Origin of the sequence: Phycicoccus sp. DTK01, assembly GCF_017312765.1 — a bacterium.
Classification (GTDB): Bacteria; Actinomycetota; Actinomycetes; order Actinomycetales; family Dermatophilaceae; genus Phycicoccus; species Phycicoccus jejuensis.
This window is the reverse complement of sequence record NZ_BOPU01000005.1, coordinates 294,456-314,827: the sequence shown is the minus strand read 5'-3', so window position 1 is coordinate 314,827 and position 20,372 is coordinate 294,456. Positions and strand designations below refer to the sequence as shown.

The window sequence follows — 20,372 nt, the reverse complement described above, 5'->3', positions numbered from 1 at the left end:
TCGGAAGGAGTCGGCGATGGGGCCGAGCGGCGGGGCACCACTCCCGGAGCGGGCGTCCGCGCCCTTCGGTGCCCCGGGGTCGGCCGTCGACCACCGGCTGCTCGCCTCGTGGCGCCGCAGCGAGGAGTACGGCGTGTCGCTCGAGTCCGTCGAGCCGGTCTGGGTCGGGCCGGTCGCCGACGGGTCGCTGTTCGCCGAGTGCGGCGGCGCGGTGCTCACCGACCTGTACCGCACGCTGGCCAACGAGCCGCTCTCGCTCATGCTCACCGACCCGGACGGGCTGGTCCTCAACCGCTTCTCCGGCGACACCTCGCTGCTGCGCGCCCTCGACGCCGTGCACCTCGCGCCGGGGTTCGCCTTCTCCGAGCGGGAGGCGGGGACCAACGGGCTGGGCCTGGCCCTCGCCGACCGCACGCCCTCGCTCGTCCGCGCCGAGGAGCACTACAGCGCGAGCCTGTGCACGTACACGTGCGCGGCCGTCCCGGTCCTCGACCCGGTGAGCGGCCGGCTCGAGGGCAGCGTCAACATCACGACGTGGGCCCGCTCGTCGGCCGACCTGCTGCTCGCCCTCGCGCAGTCGGCCGCGAGCACGACGAGCGCGATGATGCTCGCGCGTTCGCGGGGTCGCGCGCCGCGGACCCCGCCCAAGGGCGGTGTCTTCCGGGTGCAGCGCGGGCGCCTCGAGCCGGGCGCGGGCACGCTGCGCAGCGTCTCCGGCCCCTGGGTCCGCGCCCTCGAGGAGGCGACCGCCGGGCTGGCCGCGGGCCGGGTCGTCGCCGCGGTGGGAGAACCGGGCGCCGGCCGCGCCACCCTGGTCGCCCAGGCCCTGCGCCGGGCCCACCCGCACCACCGCATCCTCAGCGCCGCGGCGCCCGCCCCCGACGACGTCGGAACCTGGCTGTCGCTGTGGACCCCGGAGCTGACCAAGCCCGACACCGCCGTCGTCGTCGAGAACGTCGACACCCTCCCCGCGTGGGCCGCGGCCGAGCTGCACCGGCGGGCCGTCGACGCCCTGCGATCCTCCCCCTCGGGCGAGCCGTCCGACCTCGCGTGGGCCGTCACCACCGAGTCGCTCGAGGCGGTGCCGGCGCCCCTGGCCGGGCTCGTCGCCTCGGCCGTGCGGGTCGCACCGCTGCGCGAGCGTCCTGACGACGTCATGCCGCTCGCCCGGTACGTCGGCCACCAGACGCGGATGCGCGAGGTCCACTTCACGCCCGCGGCCGAGCGCGTCCTCACGACGTACGCGTGGCCGGGCAACGTCGACGAGCTCGTGCGGGTCGTCCACGGGGCCGCCACCCGCGCCGAGACCGTCGACGTGCGACACCTGCCCGGAGAGCTGACGGCCACCCGCGGCCACCGCCTCTCGCGGCTGGAGTCGCTCGAGCGCGACGAGATCGCGCGCACCCTCACCGCGCCCGGTGTCACCGTCAAGCAGGCCGCGACCGAGCTCGGGATGAGCCGCTCGACCCTCTACCGCAAGATCAGCCACTACGGCCTCGACGACCTGCGCTGAGACATCGCTGGGGACGGGTCGGGCGGAGTCGTCGCCCGAGCGGCGCCGCCTTGCCATGATGACCCGGGGCGCCGAGCAGGCGGCCGCCCCGGAAGGAGCGTCGTGCCCAGGGTCGTGGCCATCACCGGAGCGTGTTCGCGGACGGCGGTCGAGGCGGCCGCACGCTTCGCCGGACGGGGCGACCGCATCGCGCTGCTGTCACGCACCCCCATCGCGGTCGACGAGCTCGTCACCGCGCTGCGCCGCTCGGGGGCCGACGCGATGGGGGTCGTCGTCGACACGACCGACCCCGACGCCGTCGAGTCCGCCGTGGCCCGCATCGAGGTCGAGCTGGGGCCGGTCGACGTCTGGGTCAACACGGCCGACGACCCGCGCGACCGCAGCTTCCGCGACCACGAGCCGCGCGAGTTCCGGGCGATCACCGAGCAGCTCTACCTCGGGCACGTCCACACGACGATGGCGGTGCTCGAGCGGATGCGCGAGCGCGGCCGGGGCACGATCGTCCACGTCACGTCGGCGGCCGCCCGGCGCGGCCGGGCCGGGCAGTCGGCCCGGTCGGGCGCGGAGGCCGCGGTCCGCGGCTTCCACGAGTCCGTCACCGAGGAGCTGCGCACCGAGGGCAGCCCGGTGCGTCTCGCGCTCGTCGAGCGCGGCGAGGGCGACAGCACCGCGACCGCCGCGTCGGCGGTGCTGCGTGCGGCCGCCGGCTCGTCCCCGCGGGAGCTGACGGCGGCGGCCGGGCTCCTCGCCGCGGCCGCGACGGGGGTCGGGATGGCGGTGCGGCGCCGCCGACGCTGACCCCGGACCGCGCTGCGGCTCAGGCCGGCTCGACCCCGACCTCGGCACTCGGCGTGACGAGGAGGTCGCCGAGGTACGCGGCGAACCCGCCCGGCGACCGGCCGACGAGCCGGGCCGAGGTGACAACCCGCAGCCGGTCGGTGGCGACCGACGCCCGCCCGGCCGCCCGGACCCGGCGGACGAGCTCGACGTCCTCGTGGGTGGGCCACGGAGGAAAGCCACCGGCCTCGTCGTAGGCGTCGGCGCGGACGCCGAGGTTCGCCCCGTGGACGTGGGGATGGCCCTCCTCGAGGACGTGACGGGCGCGCCACGCGGCGGCGGCGCCGGGCGCCAGGTCGGGGTGCGGCTCGACCGTGCCGACGACGAGGTCGTGGCCGGCGTCGGCGAGCCGGACCTGCTCGCTCAGCCAGTGCACCGGCACCTCGGAGTCCGCGTCGGTCGACGCCAGCCACGTCGCGGTGCTCCCCGCGCGCGAGGCCCCGGGGAGCGACCGCCCGACGGTGACCGCGAGGTGCCTCGCGGCACCTGCCGCACCGGCGTCGAGCGTCACGGCGAGGGCCGGGTGCTCCTCGACGACGGACGCCGACGCGTCGCGGCAGCGGTCCAGGGCCACGACGACGTCGACACCGATCCCGGGGCGGTGACCCGCGAGGTCGCGCACCGCCCGGCCGATCGCGGCGAGGCAGCGGCCGAGGACGAGCTCCTCGTCGCGCGCCGGGACCGCCACGACGACGTGGCGCACGGGTGTCACGCGCGTCCCTCGCGCTCGGCGACCGAGCCGGGCAGGCCGCCCCACAGGTCGACGACCACGTCGTCGTCCTCGAGGTGCAGCCGGTGCGGGAGATCCTCGAGCACGGAGGCCGCGACCTCGTGGACGAGCGGGCCGTCGAGGGGCACGTCCTCGGTGGCGTGGCGCCAGTGCACGAGGAGCACCTCACCCGAGGAGGAGAGGGCCGACCGGACACACCGCAGCGTCTCGAGGAGCTCGGTCGGCCGCAGGAAGTACCCCACCTCCGAGAGGACCGCGAGGTCGACGACGTCCTCCCGCGACCCGTCGTCCGGCAGCGCCTCCGGCACCCGCCCCAGGACCCAGGTGACGTGGGTCGGGGCCTCGCGTCGGGCGAGGTCGAGGGCCCGCGCGCTGACGTCCGTCGCCGTCACGCGGTCGGCCCGTTCGGCGAGTAGACGGGTCAGGACCCCTGTGGCGCAGCCGATCTCGAGGACGTGCTCGTATCGCTCCCTCGGCAGGACGGCGAGCGTCAGGTCGCGCTTGCGTCGCTCGTAGAACGAGCCGTGGAACCCCCAGGGGTCCTCGCCGTCGTCGTACATCGCGTCGAAGGCGCCCGGCTCCACCCCGCGCGGGAGCTCCGGCAGGGCGCGTCCGTCGCCGAGGAGGAGCTCGGCCGGGCGGGAGGCCCGGCGCAGCACCTGCGGCGGGAGCACCGGCTGGTCCCCCGCGGCCGGCCCGAGCGGGGCGGACTGCGAGCCGTACTCGCTCAGCGCGACGGCCCGCCGGTCGTGCGCGGCCCGGTCGAGCTCGACGACGTGGGCCCTGGCCCAGGGCAGCTCGTCGGGAGTCGCCCAGTGCCACAGCCACACCGGGTACTGGAGCAGCGTCGCGCCGCGCCGTCGGGCGACCTCGTCCGCCGCGGCCCCGAGGGCGTCGTGGTCCGGGTGGCCGTCCGAGCTCCACGGCGCGACGACGAGCGAGCCCGGCCGCACGAGACCGTCCAGCGCGGTGTCGAGCTCGTCGCGCCGGTCGGCCAGCGACCCGTCGCCGAGCCCGAGGTGCCGCAGCTCCGCGCCGGGCGCGAGCGCTGCCACGGCGGCGGCGGCCTCGTCCCGGCGCACCGGGGCGAGCCGCTCGGGGTCCCACACCGAGGCATCGGGGTGCGAGCCCTCGCCGTCGGTCGCGACGACGACGCGCACGGGCATCCCGGCGCGGGCGGCCATCGCCATCAGGCCTCCCGCCCCGAGCGTCTCGTCGTCCGGGTGCGCCGCGAGGACCAGCAGCTCGTCGTGGGCCGCGGCGAGGGCGGCCACGTCCAGGACGGGGGCGAGCGCCCAGCGCGGGTCGCCGAGCCAGCGGCTCTCACCGGTCCCGGCGTCGCTGTGCCGGAACGGGACCGGGTCCGTCATCGGACCCCTCCGGTCTCGAGGACCATCGCTCCGAGCGCGGCGAGGTCGCGCTCGGCGTGGTGCTGGCGCAGGTAGACGGTGAGGTCGGCGACCCGCCCCGCGTGCTCGTCGTCGGCGGTGAGCGGCGCCGGTCCGAGCGCGTGGCCGACGAGGCGCAGCACCTCCTCGGCGGCCTCCGCGACGACCGCCCGCACCCGCGCCGCGAGCAGCGCCCCGGCGGGGCCGTCGGCCGTGCCGTCCGCGATCTCCCGCGCCGCGTCGCGCAGGGCCAGCAGCGCGGCGTGGAGCAGCCGGTCGGCCGTGCCCAGGTGCACGAGCGCGACCTGGTCCGGCGGGCGGCGCGCCGCCGCGTCGACGAGGCGTCCCGCGACCGCCGCGGCCGCGCCGAACCACACCGCCGCCACCCCGATCCCGCCCCAGGCGAACCCGGGCCGTTCGAGGTACCACGAGCCCTCGCCGACGGGGACGGCCGGGACGTCGGTCAGCGTCATCGAGCCGGTGCGGACGGCGGCGAGGCCGCGCGGCACCCAGCCACCGTCGTCGTGAACGACCCCGGGATGCCGCAGCGGGACGGCGTACAGGCCGGGACGCTCTCCCGCGTCGACCGTGACGAGCGCGTGGCTGACCACGGACGAGAGCGAGCACCAGGCCTTCGTGCCCTCGAGGCGCACCGACCCGTCGCCGGCCGTGCGAGCCGCCAGCACGGCCCCGGGCGCGCGGGCCGCGTAGACCCCGAAGCTGCTCGTCGCGTCGACGCCGAGCGTCGAGAGGTCCGGGTCGCCCGCCTGCGCGAGGATCGCGACGGCGTCGAGGTGGGGCTCGGCGGCGCGCGCGAGCGTCAGGTCGAGGGAGCCCAGCGTCGCGAGGGTCGACAGGTAGCGCCACGGGTCGGCCGCCAGCCCCTCGGCCACCCGGTGCTCGTCGCGGGCGACGGCGAGGCCGGCGGCGACGTCACGCCCGTCCGGCTCGAGGTCGGGGCGTCGCCACTCCTGCGCCCGCCACGTCGTGTGCACCCGGGCGTCCACGCCCCACCGTCCTCACCGCCCGCCAGGGCCCTCGTCTTCGTCGGCGAGGGGGTGTACCCCGCGGGGCGGGATCCACACCTGCGGCGGCTTCGCGGGTGACGCGAACAGCCGGTCGGACGGGTCAGGCGCTCATCCGGGGGGCCGCGACGCCGCCACCGGCGGTGGAGACGACGGTGCGGCGCAGCACGAGGGCCGCGACGTCGTCGTCGGCCGACTCGTCGCCGACGGTGCGGACCAGCCGCGAGAGCGCGTCGTCGAGGGTCGCCCCGCGCAGGGCGCGCATCGCGTTCTGCAGCCGGGTCAGACCCGTCTCGATGTCCTCGTCGCGGCGCTCGACGAGCCCGTCGGTGACGAGGAGCAGCGAGTCACCCGGGCCGAACGGCAGCTCGAGGCCGTGCCGGCCGTCGGCGAGCCCGAGCGGCGGGCCGTCGGCGTCGGGCAGTCGCTCGACGCTGCCGTCGGGGTGGGCGAGCAGCGGGGGCAGGTGCCCGGCGCTCGCGACGTGCAGGGTGCCGGCGCGCGCGTCGGCGAGCACGTAGACGAGGGTCACGAGCTGGTCGGCGTCGAAACGGGTGACCATCCGGTCGAGCGCGTCGAGGACCGACTCCGGCGTGGGGTCGACCGAGGCGAAGGCGCGCACCGAGGCCCGCATCTGGGCCATCGCGGCCGAGGCCGCGACCCCACGACCCATGACGTCACCGACGAAGGCCACGTGCCGGCCGTCCCCGACGGGGAAGGCGTCGTAGAAGTCGCCGCCGACCTCGGTGCGGCCGGACGGCTCGTAGCGCCAGGCGACCTCGAAGTCGTCGTCGCCGGTGAGCCGCTCGGGCAGGACCGCCCGCTGCAGCTGCTCGGCGACGGCCCGCGTCTGCCCGTAGAGGTCGGCGTTGTCGAGGGCGCTGGCCGCGCGCCGGGCGAGGTGCTCGGCGAAGCGGACGTCGTCGTCGTCGTAGTGCCGGCCCGGTGTGCTCGAGCCCCACGTGAGCAGGCCGGCGACCCGGCCCCGGACGAAGAGCGGGACGATGAGGACGCTGCGCAGGTCGAGGGCGGCGAGCGCCGCGCGGTGGCCGGCGTCGCGCGCGGTGCGGTCGAGGAGCTCGTCGGTGACCTCGGAGACGAGCATGGGCCGGCCGGTCTCGACGACCCGGTCGAGCCACGAGCCGTCGGCGGCGCCCTCGGGCCACCGCTCGCGCATCGCGGCGACGAGGTCGGCCGCGGCCGGGTCGGTGTGCGCCGAGGCGAGACGGCGGAGCGAGCCGCGTCGCACGACGTCGACGGCGCACCAGTCCGCGTAGCGCGGCACCGTCATCCGGGCCATCTTCGCGGTCGTGGCTCGCACGTCGAGGCTGCTCGCCAGCTGGATGGAGGCCTCCGCGAGGAAGGCGAGGCGGCTGGTCTGCCGCTCGGCGACGGCGGCGGCCTCGATGCGCTCGAGCGCCTGCGCGCAGGTGTCGGCGAGGACGTCGACGAACTCCAGCGCCGCGGGGTGCGGGGCGACCGCCTCCGGCACCGACAGGTGGATCGCACCGATCGTGCGCTCGCTGCCCTGCAGCGGCACCGTGATGATGGTCCGCTCGCCGCGGCCGGCGATCTCGGGGAACCGCCGGCTGATCTCGTCGGCGCCGACGACGACGACGCGCTCGCCGGTGCGGATGGCGTGGGCCATCGAGTTGCCGGAGGACAGCGGGAAGGTGCGCCAGGCGCTCGCCTCGTCGGAGGGCAGCCCCCGCACCCCGATGAGACGGGCGTCGGTCTCGCCCTGCCGCAGGCCGAGCGCGGCGATCGTCGCGCCGACGGCATCCGCCATGTGCTCGGTGACGACCGTCGTCACGGCCTCGACCGTCGTGGCGCGCACGAGCTCGTTCGTGACGTGCGCCAGCTCGGTCAGTGTCTGACCGACCTGGCGGGGGAGGCGCGGCGTGCGCGGCGCTCCGTCGAACGGCTCCACGCTCGTCATCCTCGCAGGTGGAACGACTGCTTGTCAGCACCGGCCATCGGGCAGGGGCCGAACGGACCGCCGCCCGGAGCCGCTCCGCCCCGTCCTCACGCGGCGTCCGGACCGTGCATCGACCGACGAAGGTGTCGAACGTTGCCCGCCCGCCCCTCCCGGCAGGATGGCTCCGTGGACGGATGGGTACGTGTGCTGCTCGCCGTCGCCGCCGGGCTCGTCCTGCTCTGGGCGGCGCTGCTCGTCGTGCTCTGGCGCGCCCGGCCCGACGAGACCGGCCTCAAGGAGGCGCTGCGCCTGCTGCCGGACGTCGTCCGGCTGATCGCGCGGCTGGCCCGTGACCGGTCGCTCCCCCGGGGCCTGCGGGTGCGCCTGTGGCTCCTGCTCGGCTACCTCGCCCTGCCGGTCGACCTCGTCCCGGACGTCGTCCCGGTCATCGGGTACGCGGACGACGCGGTCGTCGTCGCCCTCGCGCTGCGCTCCGTCACCCGCCGGGCCGGACCCGAGGCGCTCGAGCGGCACTGGCCCGGGAGCCCGGCCGGCCTCGCCGCGGTGCGCCGGCTGGCGGGCCTGCCGCCGGGCTGAGGGGCCGTCGCACAAGGTCCTCGACAGGACGGTTCGCGGGCGGGCCGCCGGGGTAGCGCAGGTGTCCAGCCACCTCGAACACGAAGGAGCACGACATGTCGGACGACGCCAAGGCGGCCAAGGAGCTCGTCGAGACCCTCAAGGACGGCGAGCGCGGGTTCGCGGACGCCGCCGAGAAGCTGCGCGACAGCGACCACCCGGAGTGGGCGACGACGCTGCAGCGCCTGTCGGAGCAGCGCGCGGGCTTCCACCGCGAGATCGTCGCGATGGGTCACGAGTACGGCGACGACGTCGACGAGAGCGGGTCGGCCGCGGCCGCCCTCCACCGTGGCTGGATCGCCCTCAAGGACGCCGTGACCGGCGACAGCCCCGACAGCGTGCTCGGCGCGGCCGTCACCGGCGAGGACCACGCGGTCAAGGAGTACGAGAAGGCGCTGGAGCAGGACCTGAGCGCGGGCTTCCGCGAGGTCGTCTCGCGTCAGCACGCCGACGTCGTCGCCGCCCGCGACGAGGTCAAGGCGCTGCAGACCGCGGGCTGACCCGCCCGTCCACGCCCCGAGGGGCCACGTCCGCGCCGGACGGGGCCCCTCGGTCGTGTGTGCGGTGCGCGCGGTGCGCTGCGCGTCAGGCGTTCTGGCGGGCGGCGAGCTTCGCGGCCCGCTCCTCCCGCTTCTCGACGAAGCGGGTCGCCTCGGCATCGAGCGACGACACGGCGGCGGCGAGCTCCTCGCGAGCCTTCTCGCCGTCGGCGTCGAGGCCCTCGAGCTCCCAGACGCCCCACTGCCGCAGCAGCGGCGCGACGATGTCGTCGTGGTGGATGCGCAGGTCGTAGATGCCGGCCATCGCCATCTGCACCGCCTTGCGGCCGAAGCCGGGGATGACCGAGCCCGGCATCTGGAAGGACACGACCTCGTCGGTGATCGCGCGCATCGTCTGGCTGGGGGTCAGCTCGAGCGCCGCCTGGATGATGTTGCGGTAGAAGATCATGTGGAGGTTCTCGTCCTTGGCCACCCGGATCAGCAGCTTCTCGGCGACGGGCTCCTCGGTGAACCGGCCCGTGTTGCGGTGCGAGACACGGGTCGCGAGCTCCTGGAAGGACACGTAGGCGCAGACGTTGAGCAGCGGCTTGTCGCCCGAGTCGTAGCCGGTCTCCATCGTGTCCATGCGGGCACGCTCGAGCTCGTCGGGGTCGACGCCGCGCGTGACGAGGAGGTAGTCGCGGATGCAGAACGCGTGCCGGCCCTCCTCGGCCGTCCAGCGGTTGACCCACGCGCCCCAGGCGCTGTCGCGACCGAAGGCTCGCTCGATCTCGCGGTGGTAGCTCGGCAGGTTGTCCTCGGTCAGGAGGTTGACCTCGAGGGCCGTGCGGGCGATCGGCGAGAGCTGTGACTGCTCGACCGACCACGGCTCCCCGCCGAGCTCCTTGAAGTCCCGGCCGAGCGACCACGGCACGTACTCGTGGGGCATCCACTCCTGCGCGGCGGCGAGGTGGCGGTTGAGGTTCTCCTCCACCGTGGGCTCGAGCGCGGCGAGCAGCCGGGCGCTGTCGAGTGTGGCCATGCGGGTCCTCCTCGTCGGGGGCGAACGCGCGGGCCGCGCCCACCCCCTGCCTACACCCTCGCCGGGCCCCGGGCCAGAGGGAGCGACGGACCAACCTCGCGCACTGCCACCGCCGGCCGCCACGAGGAGGCAGGATCGACCCGTGACCGTCGGCCTCCTCGACCCGCGCCATCGGGCACGGCTGTCGTCGGCACACCTGTCCTACGAACGGCGCCCCGGCCTCCTCGATCGCCCACCGGACGGGTTCGCGCTGCTCGACGAGTCTGTCGTCCTGTCCCGCACCGACGTCGAGCACGCCGCACACGACCTGCTCACCTGGCAGGTGCAGGCCCGTGCAGGGCTGCGCGTCCGCACCTCGCGGCTGCCGCTGCGCACCGGCACCGTGGTGGAGATGCGGTGGGGCGTCGGGCCGCTGGCGTTGCGCATCCCGTGCCGGGTCGTCGAGGTCGTCGACGAGCCCGAGCGCGCGGGGTTCACCTACGGCACGCTCGTCGGCCACCCCGAGGCCGGCGAAGAGCGCTTCCTGCTGGAGCGGCTCGACGACGGCCGCCTCCGCTTCCGCATCACCGCCGTCTCGCGGCCTGCGTCGCTCCCCGCCCGTCTCGCCGGCCCGGTGGGCCGCGCCGCCCAGCGGTGGATGACTCGCCGGTACCTCCGCGCCCTCGACCGCCCCTGAACCGCGGGCACCGACAGGACCGCGTCAAGACGCGTCGGGGGGCGTCAAGATCACGTCGCGACGGCGCCCACCACCTGAGGGACGTGGAGGCTGGTCGACGTGCCCACACACGCCACCACCGCCACCGTTCCTCCCCCTCCGAGCCACCGGCCCGCCCCGACGACCCCCGGCCCCGGCTCGATGCTGGCGACCGCCGCCGACCTCGTGGCGACCGGTCTCGAGCAGGCGCTGGCCGCGGCCCGCTCGGGGGACGCCACCGCGGCCCGCAGGGTCGTGCGCGGCTCCGGCCGACGCCGTCTCGCGTGCCGGCGGGCGGACTGTTGCGCCCGCGTGCGGGTGGCGGCCTCGTCCCCATCGCCGCGCTCGCTGCCGCGCACCGCGTCCGAGCTGCGGCTCGTCGCCGAGCTGGACCACCTCGGCGGCCTCGTCGACAGCCTGGCCCGGCAGGTCGCGGGCGGCGCGCTCCCCCCGGCGGCGGTGGCCCGCCTGGCCGGTGACCTCGACGTCATGGCGTCGTGCGGCGTCGCCCGCCTGCGGCGGCTCTCGGTGCTGAGGGGCCCGGACATGGACGCTGGCTACCGCCACGACGGCGAGTCCCTGCGCGCGGTGCTCGACCACCTGCCGGCCGTCGCGGACGCGTCCTCGCCGCGGACGCCGCAGCCGGCGCTCACGTGCCGGCGCATCGTCGAGTCGGTGCTCGCCGCGTCGTCGCTGGCCGCCCGGGTCGTCTGAGCGCGTGACGGCCCGGGCGCGCAACCGCTGCAGGGCCGCGTCGCCGTCGATCACCGCCGGGACGTCGAGAGACCGGCCGCCTGGTGGACCCGCGAGCCGGCAGGGAGCGGGACCGCAGGCACCGGCTCAGCGAGGCGGCGAGGCCGCCACCCGGCTGCCGTCCGCGCCGGTGTCACGCGGGCCGACGGGCGACTCGAGCGAACAGCTCTTCGTACTGGCCGACCATGCGGGCCGCGGAGAAGCGGTCCACGACGTCGGCGCGGCACGCGCCCCGGTCCAGCCCGCCGACGGCGTGCACGGCAGCCAGCGCCTCCTCCGGCCCCGCGACGAGGAACCCCGTCACGCCGTGCCGGACGATCTCGGGCATCGAGCCCCGGCGGTGCGCGATGACGGGGGTGCCCACCGCGAGGGCCTCGACGACGGCCAGGCCGAACGGCTCGTCGAAGTCGATGAGGTGCAGGAGCGCCCGGGCCCCACCGAGCAGCCGCTCACGCTCCGCCGGCCCGACCGGACCGACGTAGGACACCCGGACACCGTCGACGAGCGGCTCGACCACCTCGCGGAAATAGGCCTCGTCCTGCACGGTGCCGGCGATGACGAGCGGCACACCGGCCCGCAGCGCGACGTCGATCGCCTCCCGGGGGCCCTTCTGCGGGTGGATGCGACCGAGGAAGACCAGGTGCCCCGGGTGCCCGGACCCGGGAGCGAAGCGTTCGAGGTCGAGACCGTGGTGGATCGTCGCGGCGTACGTCAGGTCGGGACGGCGGTCGGCATCGCTGATCGCCACGTAGTGGCACACGTCGTCGTACGCCCGGTAGACCGGCAGGATCCGCTCGGACGAGAAGCCGTGGATCGTCGTGACCACGGGGGTCCTCACGAGCCGGCTGAAGACGAGCGGCAGGAAGTCGAACTGGTTGCTGATGACGTCGAACCGCTCGGCGTCCTCGTAGAGCGAGGCGATGTGGAGGGCCTCGTACACCTTGGCGTCGACGGCCGGGTCCTCCTCGTACCCCGTCGGTGCGACCGCGCGCAGCGTCGCCGAGGTCAGCGAGTCCGCGGTGGCGAACAGCGTGACGTCGTGCCCCCGCGCCACGAGGCCCTCGGTCAGCGTGGAGGCCACCTGCTCCCAGGGGCCGTACGCCCGAGGCGGGGTGCGGTGCGCGATCGAGGCGAGGACGGCGATGCGCATGGTGGCTCCGAGGGTGGGAGGCCCACCGTAGGCCCGCAGGGCTCTTGACGGCGCTGTTACGGTCGAAGAGCGAGATCGACTCGGCGACGGTGCCGGGTCATCGACTCCCTCCCCCACGGCCGGAGCCTCGGGGTGTCCCAGCCATCCCCCTTCGTGCACGGCAGCACGCTGCTGCGGCTCGGCGTCGGGAAAGCAGACCCATGTCCATCCGGTTCGGACTCCTCAGCACCTACCCTCCGACCGAGTGCGGCATCGCCACGTTCGCCCGGTCGCTCGCCCTGCACCTCGAGGCCCAGGGGGCGCACGTCGACGTCGTGCGGGTGGTCGAGCGTCGCAGCCCGGCCTCGTCGGCCGGGACCACCGAGTGGCCGACCGGCGAACCCGGGGCAGCCCGGCGCGTCGCCCGGTCCCTCAGTGCGGGTGACGTCTGCCTCGTCCAGCACGAGTACGGCATCTACGGCGGGACGGACGGCGAGGACCTCCTGGAGGTTCTGTCGTCGGTCACGGTGCCCGTCATCACCGTGCTGCACACCGTGCTCGCCCGTCCCACCCCCCACCAGCACCGGGTCCTCGCGGGCGTGTGCGCCGGGTCCGCAGTCCTCGTCACGATGACCCGCACGGCCCGTGACCGGCTCGTCGACGGATGGGGGATCGCACCGGAGCGCGTCGTCGTCATCGGTCACGGCGCGGAGGCTGCACCCCCGACCGAGGCGGGACGGCTCCACGGCGTCGGCCACCGCCCCGTCGTCCTCACGTGGGGGCTGCTCGGCGAGGGCAAGGGCATCGAGTGGGGCCTGCGGGCCCTGGCCGACCTCGGTGATCTCGACCCGCCCCCGCTCTACCGCGTCGTCGGGCAGACCCATCCCCGGGTCGTCGAGCGCGAGGGGGAGGCCTACCGCGAGCGGTTGCACTCCATCGTGGGCGAGCTGGAGCTCCACAGCGGCGTGGCCTTCGACGCGAGCTACCTCCCCCGGCCGGCCCTCCATGCCCTCGTCCGTGACGCCGACGTCGTCCTGCTCCCGTACGACTCGCGTGAACAGGTCACGTCCGGCGTGCTCGTCGAGGCGGTGGCCGCCGGAAAGCCGGTGGTGGCGACGGCTTTTCCCCACGCGGTCGAGCTCCTGTCCGGTGGGGCCGGGCTCCTCGTCCCGCAGCAGGACGCAGCCGCCATCGGTGCGGCGCTGCGGCGGGTCCTCACCGAGCCCGGGCTCGCCGCCGGCATGGCCGATGCGGCCCGCGCGCTCGCACCGTCCCTGATGTGGCCCGCGGTGGCCCGGGAGCACCTCGCCCTGGCCCGCAGCGTGATCCGGTCCGCGTCGGCCTCGGTCGCCTGATGCCCGAGCCCCTGCCCTACCTCCACCTCACGCGGATGACCACCCGGCTCGGGCTCTACGAGCACGCCCTCGGGTCGGCCCCCCGGACGGAGCACGGCTACTGCGTGGACGACGCCGCCCGCGCCCTCGTCGTCACGAGCCGGGACCCGACAGGCGGGGACGCAGCGGCCGCGCTCGGCGGCATCTACCTCAACGTCCTCCTCGGGGCGCTGACGCCCGACGGCCGGATGCACAACCGCCGCACCGGCAACGGCACGTGGTCGGACTCCCCCGGCACCGGCGACCACTGGGGGCGCGCGGTGTGGGCCCTCGGAGTCGCCGCGGCGCGGGGCCACGGCTCCACCGCGGGCCGCCGCGCCCTGGCCGGCGCGCGCGTCGCGATGCGAGCCCGCTCCCGGTGGCCGAGGTCCATGGCGTACGCCGCGCTCGGCGCGGCCGCCCTGCTCCACGCCGAGCGCCCCTGCGTGGACGGCGACGTGCGTGACGCCGCGGAGCTGGTCCTGCGTGATGCCCGCAGCGTGCTCGCCGGCTCCTTCGGCACGACGGCGTGGCCGTGGCCCGAGCAGCGCCTCACCTACGCCAACGCCGTGATTCCCGAGGCCATGCTCGTGGTCGCCGCCAACGCCGCCGACGCGGCCTCTGCCGGTGCCGCCCTCGACCTGCTCGCCTGGCTCGTGCGCCAGCAGCTCGTCGACGGCCACCTCTCGGTGATCCCCTCGCGCGGCCGCTCCCCCGGCGGCGTCGGCCCGGGGTACGCCCAGCAGCCCATCGAGGTCGCCGCGCTCGCCGAAGCCGGCTGGCGGGCCTTCCTCGTCACGCGCGACCCGGGGTGGATCCAGGTGGTCCAGGAGTGCCGCGGGTGGTTCGAGGGACGTAACGACCTGATGCAGCCCATGCGTGACGAGCAGACCGGCGCCGGGTTCGACGGCCTCGAGCGCCACGGCCCGAGCCTCAACCAGGGCGCCGAGTCCACCCTCGCCTGGCTGTCGACCCTCCAGCTCTCGCTCCTCGCCAGGACGCCGGTCGGGCGGTGACCCGGGGCGACCCCCTCACCGCGCACCGCGTGGCGGGGCTCGTGCTGCGCCCGGACCCCGCGCGCGTGGTCAGCCGCCTCTTCCTGCCCGGGCAGGAGCTGGGAAGCAGCGAGGGGTCGCGTTCGGCCGCCGTCGTCTCACGCATCCTGGCCTTGCCCGACGAGGTCGCTGCCGAGACCTTGGCCCGGACCGTCAGGCGGTTCGCGCCCCGGCACCACGACCTGGAGGCCACGTGGAACGACCACTTCGGCCTGGTGCGCCACCGGCTCCCCCCACCGCACGAGCCATCGGCAGCCCACGACACGCTCATCGGCGCCTACTTCACGCAGGAGTTCGCGATCGAGGGGGCGGCGCTCTGCAACCCCTCGCTGGTCGTCCATCCCGACCAGACGGGTCTCGAGCCCGGGACGACGCGCTACGTCATGTCGGTGCGGGCCATCGGCGAGGGGCACCTGTCGAGCATCGGATGGCGCGAGCTGCTCGTCGAGGCCGGCGGCGAGGTGACCGTCACGCCGGTCGGAGTCCGCGGCGTGCTCGGCGAGGTCGCCCCGAGGCCCTACTCGCGGGAGGTCTTCCGACACCAGCTGGAGGATCCCACCGAGGACGGGAACGACTGCGCGTTCGTGCTCTCACAGCTTCCAGCGGCCTTCGTCCGCGCCGACCTCGACCTCGCGCTCTCACGGCTGCACGACCAGCGGCTCACGCGCGGCTCGGCCGCGCACACGGCCGAGCGGTTCGACGCCGTGGCGGCCTCGTGCTACGCCGTGGAGTTCCCGGCGGGGTCGCGACTCGGAGAGCGGGTGCTCATGCCCCGTGGACCGGCCGAGCACCAGGGCATGGAGGACCTGCGACTGGTGCGGATGGCCGAGGACGGGGCCGTGAGCCACGTCGGCACCTACACCGCCTGGAACGGCCACCGCGTGGCCAGCCACCTCCTGCGGACGACGGACTTCCGCACCGTCGAGGTGCACCCGCTCAGCGGTCCGGGGGCACACGACAAGGGCCTGGCGATCTTCCCCCGACGCATCGACGGCCAGTACGTGGCGCTGTCGCGGGCGGACCGCGAGAGCAACGGCATCACCCGGTCGACGGACCTGACCTTCTGGGAGCGGCCCTGCCCTCTCCAGGCCCCCCAGGAACCCTGGGAGGTCGTCCAGCTGGGCAACTGCGGCTCGCCCATCGAGACCCCGTCCGGCTGGCTCACGCTCACCCACGGCGTCGGCGCCATGCGCGAGTACTCCATCGGCGCCCTCCTCCTCGACCTGCACGACCCCACCCGTGTCGTCGGGCGACTGCGGGACCCCCTGCTCTCGCCCACCGCGGCCGAGAGGGACGGCTACGTCCCCAACGTCGTCTACTCCTGTGGCGCAGCGCTCCACGGGGAGACCCTCCTCATCCCCTACGGCTGCAGCGACCAGACGGTCCGGCTGGCCACCGTCGACCTCGGTCTCCTGCTCGCTGCGATGTCCTGACCACCCGCCGCCCCACCTGGAGGAACACATGACGACACCGACCGCTCCCCGTTCGCACGCGACGTTCGACGGCGCCGAACGCAGGGACAAGCCGTGGGGACACGAGGTGGTCTTCGCCGGGGGCTCGCACGGGTACGTCGGCAAGCTCCTCACCGTCCGTGCCGGGCACGCGCTCAGCCTGCAGTTCCACCGCTTCAAGGACGAGACGATCCACGTCGTGGCCGGAGAGGCCACCCTCGAGCACTACGCCGAGCACCACAGGAGCGAGACGCGGAGCCTGGCGCCCGGCGACACGGTGCACCTCCCGGCGGGCGTCCGTCACCGTGTCCGGGCCGTGACCGAGGTCCTCCTGGTCGAGGCCTCGACCTGCGCCCCGGGGTGGGCCGAGGACGTCGTGCGCCTCGACGACGCCTACGGCCGCAGTGGGACGAGCGTCGGGTAGCGCCGACGTGCGGCGCCCGTCGGCGGGGGTGTCGGTCCCGAGGGCTCCCTCCGTCGCACGGCCGGCACCAGCCGACGGCCGACCTCGTCCGAGTCGAGCCGACGTCGATCCAGCCTCCGGACAGAGCAGGGCCCCGGCCGCGTTTCCGCTGGCAGGGGCCCGTTTCACTGTCTCAACACAGTGCGCGCCCGAAGGGATTCGAACCCCTAACCTTCTGATCCGTAGGCCCAATCCGGGCCTGACGAGCCCCGATCCGTGACGACGGGCGGCGACTGGATTCGCGACGTTTTCGCAGGTCAGGGCGCGTGAAGCGTTCCGAGTCGGCGCAGGTCGCATTGTTACGGAATCGAGACTGCGAGCGAATTTTGGGGCCCATTTTGGGGCCCAGAACGGGCGGTTTCGTCAGCCGGTCAAGGCGGCGCTTGCTCGACGAATAGCGCCTGCCGCGATCGAACCGTCACAGGGGTGCTGTGCGGAGCCGCCGGGCCGGTTGGCCGTCGCGCTGTCGGGCCAGCTGACGTTCATCCGACGACTTGCCACGCGGGTCCGCTGGCGCACGCCTGTGCCTGATAGCGGTCCGACTCGAGGAACCCGCCTCCGAGGGTCACCGGTACGCCGGTGCGGTACTCGGGTGCTTCGGACCTGGACGGATCACGAATGAGAAACTCGCCGCCGTCGGCCTGTGCAATCCAGCCCACGGGCCAGAGCACGGGCCAAGATTCGCCGGCCTCACCCTGCTCGACGAGCCGGACGCATCCGTCGTCTCCCAGCGTGAGCGTGCCGGAGATCGCGGCCGACATCGCGCTCTGCCCCGGTTGCCAGCTGGAGCGTGCCAGAGGTGATGGCGCCGTCGCCTCTGGGCGACCCGTGGGCGAGACGTCCAGCGGCGTCCGATCATCGCTACACCCGCCCGCCACGAGCAGTGACACGCCGGCCAGGAACATGACCGCCCCCCGGCCTGCACACCGCCCCCAACCCCGCATGGGCGATGGTCTCACCGCGCCATCCCCGATGTCACGCACTTCCTTCGCGCGCAGGGCACTGTCCGACGACCACCTTTGACTGCGCCGACTCACCCTGCGACCACCACACCACCGCCGACGCAGCCCCGCTCATACCCCTGCCCGACAGCCGCCTTGACCCGTCCGCCACACGCGAGCCCGACTCCCACGCACGACGCCGACGCCGACGCAGGAACGCCACAACTCATCCACGACACACCTCATGCATCGCGGGTCAACGCACTCGTTGTCACGACTCCCGTCGCGTCCACCGGGAGGTGGGTACGTGCCTTGGTAGTCATGACAACGACAGGATCACGCGGGTCGACTGAATCCGCTTCGGAAAGGGCCGGACTTGAGCAACTGACGCTGGTCGACATCGACGACACGTCACCCTCGCGGCGGCACAGCGACCCGACTCCGACCACCTCTCCACCGCCTACCGAGCTCAGGAGCCGCCATCGCCCGAGTTCCCTCCCGTGCCAGTGGTGCAGCAAAGGCTTCCCCGTGCCGGCACGGGGCCGCCTCCCCAAGTGGTGCTCCGACACCTGCAGACATCGCGCATGGGAACAGCGCCGAGCCGCCGCGTCGGGGCTGTGCGCCGTCGACGTGGTCGAAAGGGTCGTGGAGGTCGTCAAGACCCAGCGGGTCGTCGAACAGGTGCAGGTCGGGGTACCGGCGGCCGACCGCCCACGAGCCTCCGCCGCCTACGCCGCCATCCTGTTGGAGCTGTCTCTCCGGCTCGACACAGGGCGCATCTACGAGCGCGACCTCGCCTCCCTCACCTCTGCGCTGACGACACTCATCGACGCTTTCAACCGTCGCTGTCGCTGACCCACTGGTCGCCGGGTTCCGCGCGATCGACGTCATCGGCCTCGCCACGAGAACGGCACGGCAGTTTCATGGAGCGTTATGGCCCCTTCACCGCCATGACAGCCTGGCGCTCGTCGGGCACTCCGTCTCCGTCGAGGTCGACGCCGTGGAACGGTCGAGCCAGGCGAAGAACGTGTTGTACCGCCGCGCTTGGGCCACCCGCGAGGAGATAGGCATCGAGCGTCACCTGATCGAGAGGACGTACCACCGCCGCCGTCGGCAGGACGCCCTCGGCCGGTTGACCCCCGTCGAGTACGAGACCATCCGACCACACCGGCCACTCAGGCCTCCTGACCCAACCTGCCACCTATCGGTGCAGCAGTCCTGCGAAATTTCCGCATCATTTGAGGGGCTACAGGGAAAGCTCGCGCGCCATGGAAGCACCGACAGGGCGACGTGATCTCAGTGCACTTGGCTTCGCAGCAAATCACTCAACTCATACTAGGGCTTTTGTGAGCTCCTCCAAGGTGCACACGTTCATAACGCCCAGGCTATTGTCAGACCTGGCACATTCGGCCTCATGGAGAAAGAGGGGTCCGGGAATGCAAACAATTCCTTCTATGCTAAAGTTCGCATACCGCGACGGTAGCCATGAGTCACGATGACTCGTAAGATTAAGCACTAAATCCGACAATTTGCGATAGTCCGCCGCGGTGGTTAAGGAAGTGTTCCAAACGGTGTTAGCGCTCGCCATGTCGTAGTCAGGCGTACGGACCCGACTCTTCGCATCGATGATCACGATGACATCGTCGATGACCGCGAGGGCATCTAACTCGAATCCGCGACCGTTTGGCAGTTGCAGATTTCTGTTGAGCAAAGACGCCAACTCGGCGGGCGGCGCCCATTTGCTGGCATTAATGGCGTCCTGGATGTTCTGTTCAAGCATCCTTCCACGAATGTTCGCCAGCGGGCCGCCGGGATTGATGGCAATATTCAAGAGATAACTCAGCTGAACACTCAACGAAAAGAGGTCTACGAAGACCTCAGCACCATCCGTTCTTATCACATGGCCAAGGCCCGCGAGACCGCAGACACTGTGCGCCCATTCGCAGCATTCAACCAGTTCGCTCATCGTGAAGAGGAGTTGGTTGTCGGGGAAGTTCTGTTGTATAACCTCCCTCCATGCGACGCGCGGGTTGGCCAACTCGCCACTAAAGCTCTGCACATCGCTGACGGTGTACCCACCGAACGGAACGGAATATACCCACTCGTCTGGAGCAATTGCCATCTTGACAGACCTATGAGCGAGGAGCAAGAAGTACTGCAACGTTCGCAAGTGTTGATCTGGAAGTTCTTGGTCTAACGACTTGATCAGCGCGACTGCAGGGCCCATGTTCTGAAGGTCCCAAAGGAAGCGGGGGCGAGTAGTTGCAGACCACCAGTCGGCGCCTAGCAGATCCCTCCACTGCCGACTGTGCAAGGCAGCATCGCCCTGCTCCTGAATTTCATGGATGCGAAGCAGGCTTCCGATAAAGTTATCGGGGTCTCGGTGGCTAGCGGATAGGTCAGCGCCCACGACTCCAGAGAATTCGTCCTGTCGATCCCTCATTCTCCGATGAAAGAGGTCAACGAGAGTCTGAGCTTCTTCATCATTCGTTGTGCAAATTCGGCGGTTTCTTATTTCTAGCGTCGCGCCCATCTTGAGGTGCTGACGAGCCGACTGTAACCAAGCGTACTGCTCAGAGCGCACCAACAGTTTAACCAGATCCTGCAACTGCGCTTCACCAATGACGACTCCACTCCTTCCAAGCTGCAACATTCCCACCGCGAAAGCAGTCGTGTGAGTGCTAGAGGCGTATTGTGCAGAGAAAGCCTCGGCCATGAATCTGGTCTGCGGCCAGGCGGTGTCGTAAAATAGTGGAGGACAAGACGGTCCCGACAGGATTCGAAGCGTAATCATCCAGGGAACCTGGTTTTGATGTTTCAGTTGCCGATGCACGGCGCCCTCAATGACTGCGCTTGCTGTATCAAGAAGTTTCGCGGCTGTCGCGCGCTCTAGCGGGCCATCCTGTCGCGGAATGAAGGGATTCAAGGATTTTCGAAGGGCACGG

Annotated in this window: 19 protein-coding genes and 1 pseudogene; 12 read left to right on the top strand and 8 right to left on the bottom strand. The window is 73.0% G+C overall.

Features of this window, described 5'->3' with window-relative positions; genetic code table 11:
• Window positions 1-16 precede the first annotated feature (16 nt).
• Entirely contained in the window at window positions 17-1,513 is a 1,497-nt protein-coding gene (locus tag J3473_RS13370; RefSeq protein WP_207024142.1) for a helix-turn-helix domain-containing protein, read from the top strand.
• Between the two features lie 102 nt (window positions 1,514-1,615).
• On the top strand, window positions 1,616-2,311 hold the full coding sequence (locus tag J3473_RS13365) for an SDR family NAD(P)-dependent oxidoreductase (protein ID WP_207024140.1): 696 nt from the start codon (window positions 1,616-1,618) through the stop codon (window positions 2,309-2,311).
• Between the two features lie 19 nt (window positions 2,312-2,330).
• Here J3473_RS13365 and J3473_RS13360 read toward each other — a convergent pair whose 3' ends face one another.
• The 4 genes from J3473_RS13360 to J3473_RS13345 all read right to left on the bottom strand — a co-directional run bounded on the left by J3473_RS13360 (window position 2,331) and on the right by J3473_RS13345 (window position 7,423).
• On the bottom strand, window positions 2,331-3,062 hold the full coding sequence (locus tag J3473_RS13360) for a glycosyltransferase family 2 protein (protein WP_242525860.1): 732 nt from the start codon (window positions 3,060-3,062) through the stop codon (window positions 2,331-2,333).
• Complete coding sequence (locus J3473_RS13355; protein WP_207024138.1) at window positions 3,059-4,450, bottom strand: bifunctional PIG-L family deacetylase/class I SAM-dependent methyltransferase; 1,392 nt, start codon at window positions 4,448-4,450, stop codon at window positions 3,059-3,061. Before J3473_RS13355 ends, J3473_RS13360 begins: the two co-directional genes overlap by 4 nt.
• The gene (locus J3473_RS13350) at window positions 4,447-5,475 is read right to left on the bottom strand and encodes an acyl-CoA dehydrogenase (RefSeq protein ID WP_242525859.1); all 1,029 of its coding nucleotides are present in this window, start codon (window positions 5,473-5,475) and stop codon (window positions 4,447-4,449) included. The genes J3473_RS13355 and J3473_RS13350 overlap by 4 nt, the downstream gene beginning before the upstream one ends.
• A gap of 121 nt (window positions 5,476-5,596) precedes the next feature.
• Complete coding sequence (locus J3473_RS13345) at window positions 5,597-7,423, bottom strand: GAF domain-containing SpoIIE family protein phosphatase (protein WP_207024136.1); 1,827 nt, start codon at window positions 7,421-7,423, stop codon at window positions 5,597-5,599.
• Window positions 7,424-7,597: 174 nt separating this feature from the next.
• Between J3473_RS13345 and J3473_RS13340 the strand changes: the two genes are divergently transcribed.
• Together J3473_RS13340 and J3473_RS13335 are read left to right on the top strand one after the other, a co-directional pair.
• The gene (locus tag J3473_RS13340) at window positions 7,598-8,008 is read left to right on the top strand and encodes a DUF1232 domain-containing protein (RefSeq protein WP_207024134.1); all 411 of its coding nucleotides are present in this window, start codon (window positions 7,598-7,600) and stop codon (window positions 8,006-8,008) included.
• Window positions 8,009-8,103: 95 nt separating this feature from the next.
• Complete coding sequence (locus J3473_RS13335) at window positions 8,104-8,547, top strand: PA2169 family four-helix-bundle protein (RefSeq protein ID WP_207024132.1); 444 nt, start codon at window positions 8,104-8,106, stop codon at window positions 8,545-8,547.
• 85 nt (window positions 8,548-8,632) lie between these two features.
• Here J3473_RS13335 and J3473_RS13330 read toward each other — a convergent pair whose 3' ends face one another.
• Complete coding sequence (locus J3473_RS13330; protein WP_030526980.1) at window positions 8,633-9,568, bottom strand: acyl-ACP desaturase; 936 nt, start codon at window positions 9,566-9,568, stop codon at window positions 8,633-8,635.
• 142 nt (window positions 9,569-9,710) lie between these two features.
• Between J3473_RS13330 and J3473_RS13325 the strand changes: the two genes are divergently transcribed.
• Window positions 9,711-10,244 (top strand): DUF1990 family protein, encoded by a 534-nt coding sequence (locus tag J3473_RS13325; protein ID WP_242525858.1) that lies wholly within the window; start codon window positions 9,711-9,713, stop codon window positions 10,242-10,244.
• A gap of 99 nt (window positions 10,245-10,343) precedes the next feature.
• Window positions 10,344-10,976 carry a hypothetical protein gene (locus J3473_RS13320; RefSeq protein ID WP_207024128.1) on the top strand — a complete coding sequence of 211 codons (633 nt, stop codon included), beginning with the start codon at window positions 10,344-10,346 and terminating at the stop codon, window positions 10,974-10,976.
• 172 nt (window positions 10,977-11,148) lie between these two features.
• On the opposite strand, the gene J3473_RS13315 is transcribed toward J3473_RS13320, so the two are convergent.
• Window positions 11,149-12,165: a glycosyltransferase family 4 protein gene (locus J3473_RS13315; RefSeq protein ID WP_207024126.1), complete on the bottom strand. Its 1,017-nt coding sequence runs from the start codon at window positions 12,163-12,165 to the stop codon at window positions 11,149-11,151.
• Between the two features lie 200 nt (window positions 12,166-12,365).
• Between J3473_RS13315 and J3473_RS13310 the strand changes: the two genes are divergently transcribed.
• From J3473_RS13310 to J3473_RS13295, 4 genes are read left to right on the top strand one after another with little or no spacing between them, the layout of a single operon-like run.
• The gene (locus J3473_RS13310) at window positions 12,366-13,499 is read left to right on the top strand and encodes a glycosyltransferase (protein ID WP_207024124.1); all 1,134 of its coding nucleotides are present in this window, start codon (window positions 12,366-12,368) and stop codon (window positions 13,497-13,499) included.
• Window positions 13,499-14,533 (top strand): glycosyltransferase, encoded by a 1,035-nt coding sequence (locus J3473_RS13305; RefSeq protein WP_207024122.1) that lies wholly within the window; start codon window positions 13,499-13,501, stop codon window positions 14,531-14,533. Before J3473_RS13310 ends, J3473_RS13305 begins: the two co-directional genes overlap by 1 nt.
• On the top strand, window positions 14,530-16,005 hold the full coding sequence (locus J3473_RS13300; protein WP_207024121.1) for a glycosidase-like protein: 1,476 nt from the start codon (window positions 14,530-14,532) through the stop codon (window positions 16,003-16,005). Before J3473_RS13305 ends, J3473_RS13300 begins: the two co-directional genes overlap by 4 nt.
• Before the next feature lie 28 nt (window positions 16,006-16,033).
• Window positions 16,034-16,447 (top strand): cupin domain-containing protein, encoded by a 414-nt coding sequence (locus tag J3473_RS13295; protein ID WP_207024118.1) that lies wholly within the window; start codon window positions 16,034-16,036, stop codon window positions 16,445-16,447.
• 521 nt (window positions 16,448-16,968) lie between these two features.
• On the opposite strand, the gene J3473_RS13290 is transcribed toward J3473_RS13295, so the two are convergent.
• Window positions 16,969-17,247, bottom strand: a complete 279-nt coding sequence (locus J3473_RS13290) for a hypothetical protein (RefSeq protein WP_207024116.1) — start codon at window positions 17,245-17,247, stop codon at window positions 16,969-16,971.
• An 825-nt stretch (window positions 17,248-18,072) separates the two neighbouring features.
• Here J3473_RS13290 and J3473_RS13285 point away from each other — a divergent pair.
• A complete protein-coding gene (locus tag J3473_RS13285; protein WP_207024115.1) occupies window positions 18,073-18,282 on the top strand; it encodes a hypothetical protein in 210 nt (69 codons plus the stop codon).
• Window positions 18,283-18,448: 166 nt separating this feature from the next.
• Window positions 18,449-18,586: pseudogene (locus J3473_RS19535) on the top strand (IS3 family transposase); the annotation flags it as partial.
• 171 nt (window positions 18,587-18,757) lie between these two features.
• Here J3473_RS19535 and J3473_RS13280 read toward each other — a convergent pair.
• The gene (locus tag J3473_RS13280; protein ID WP_207024113.1) at window positions 18,758-20,143 is read right to left on the bottom strand and encodes a hypothetical protein; all 1,386 of its coding nucleotides are present in this window, start codon (window positions 20,141-20,143) and stop codon (window positions 18,758-18,760) included.
• Between the last annotated feature and the right edge of the window lie 229 nt (window positions 20,144-20,372).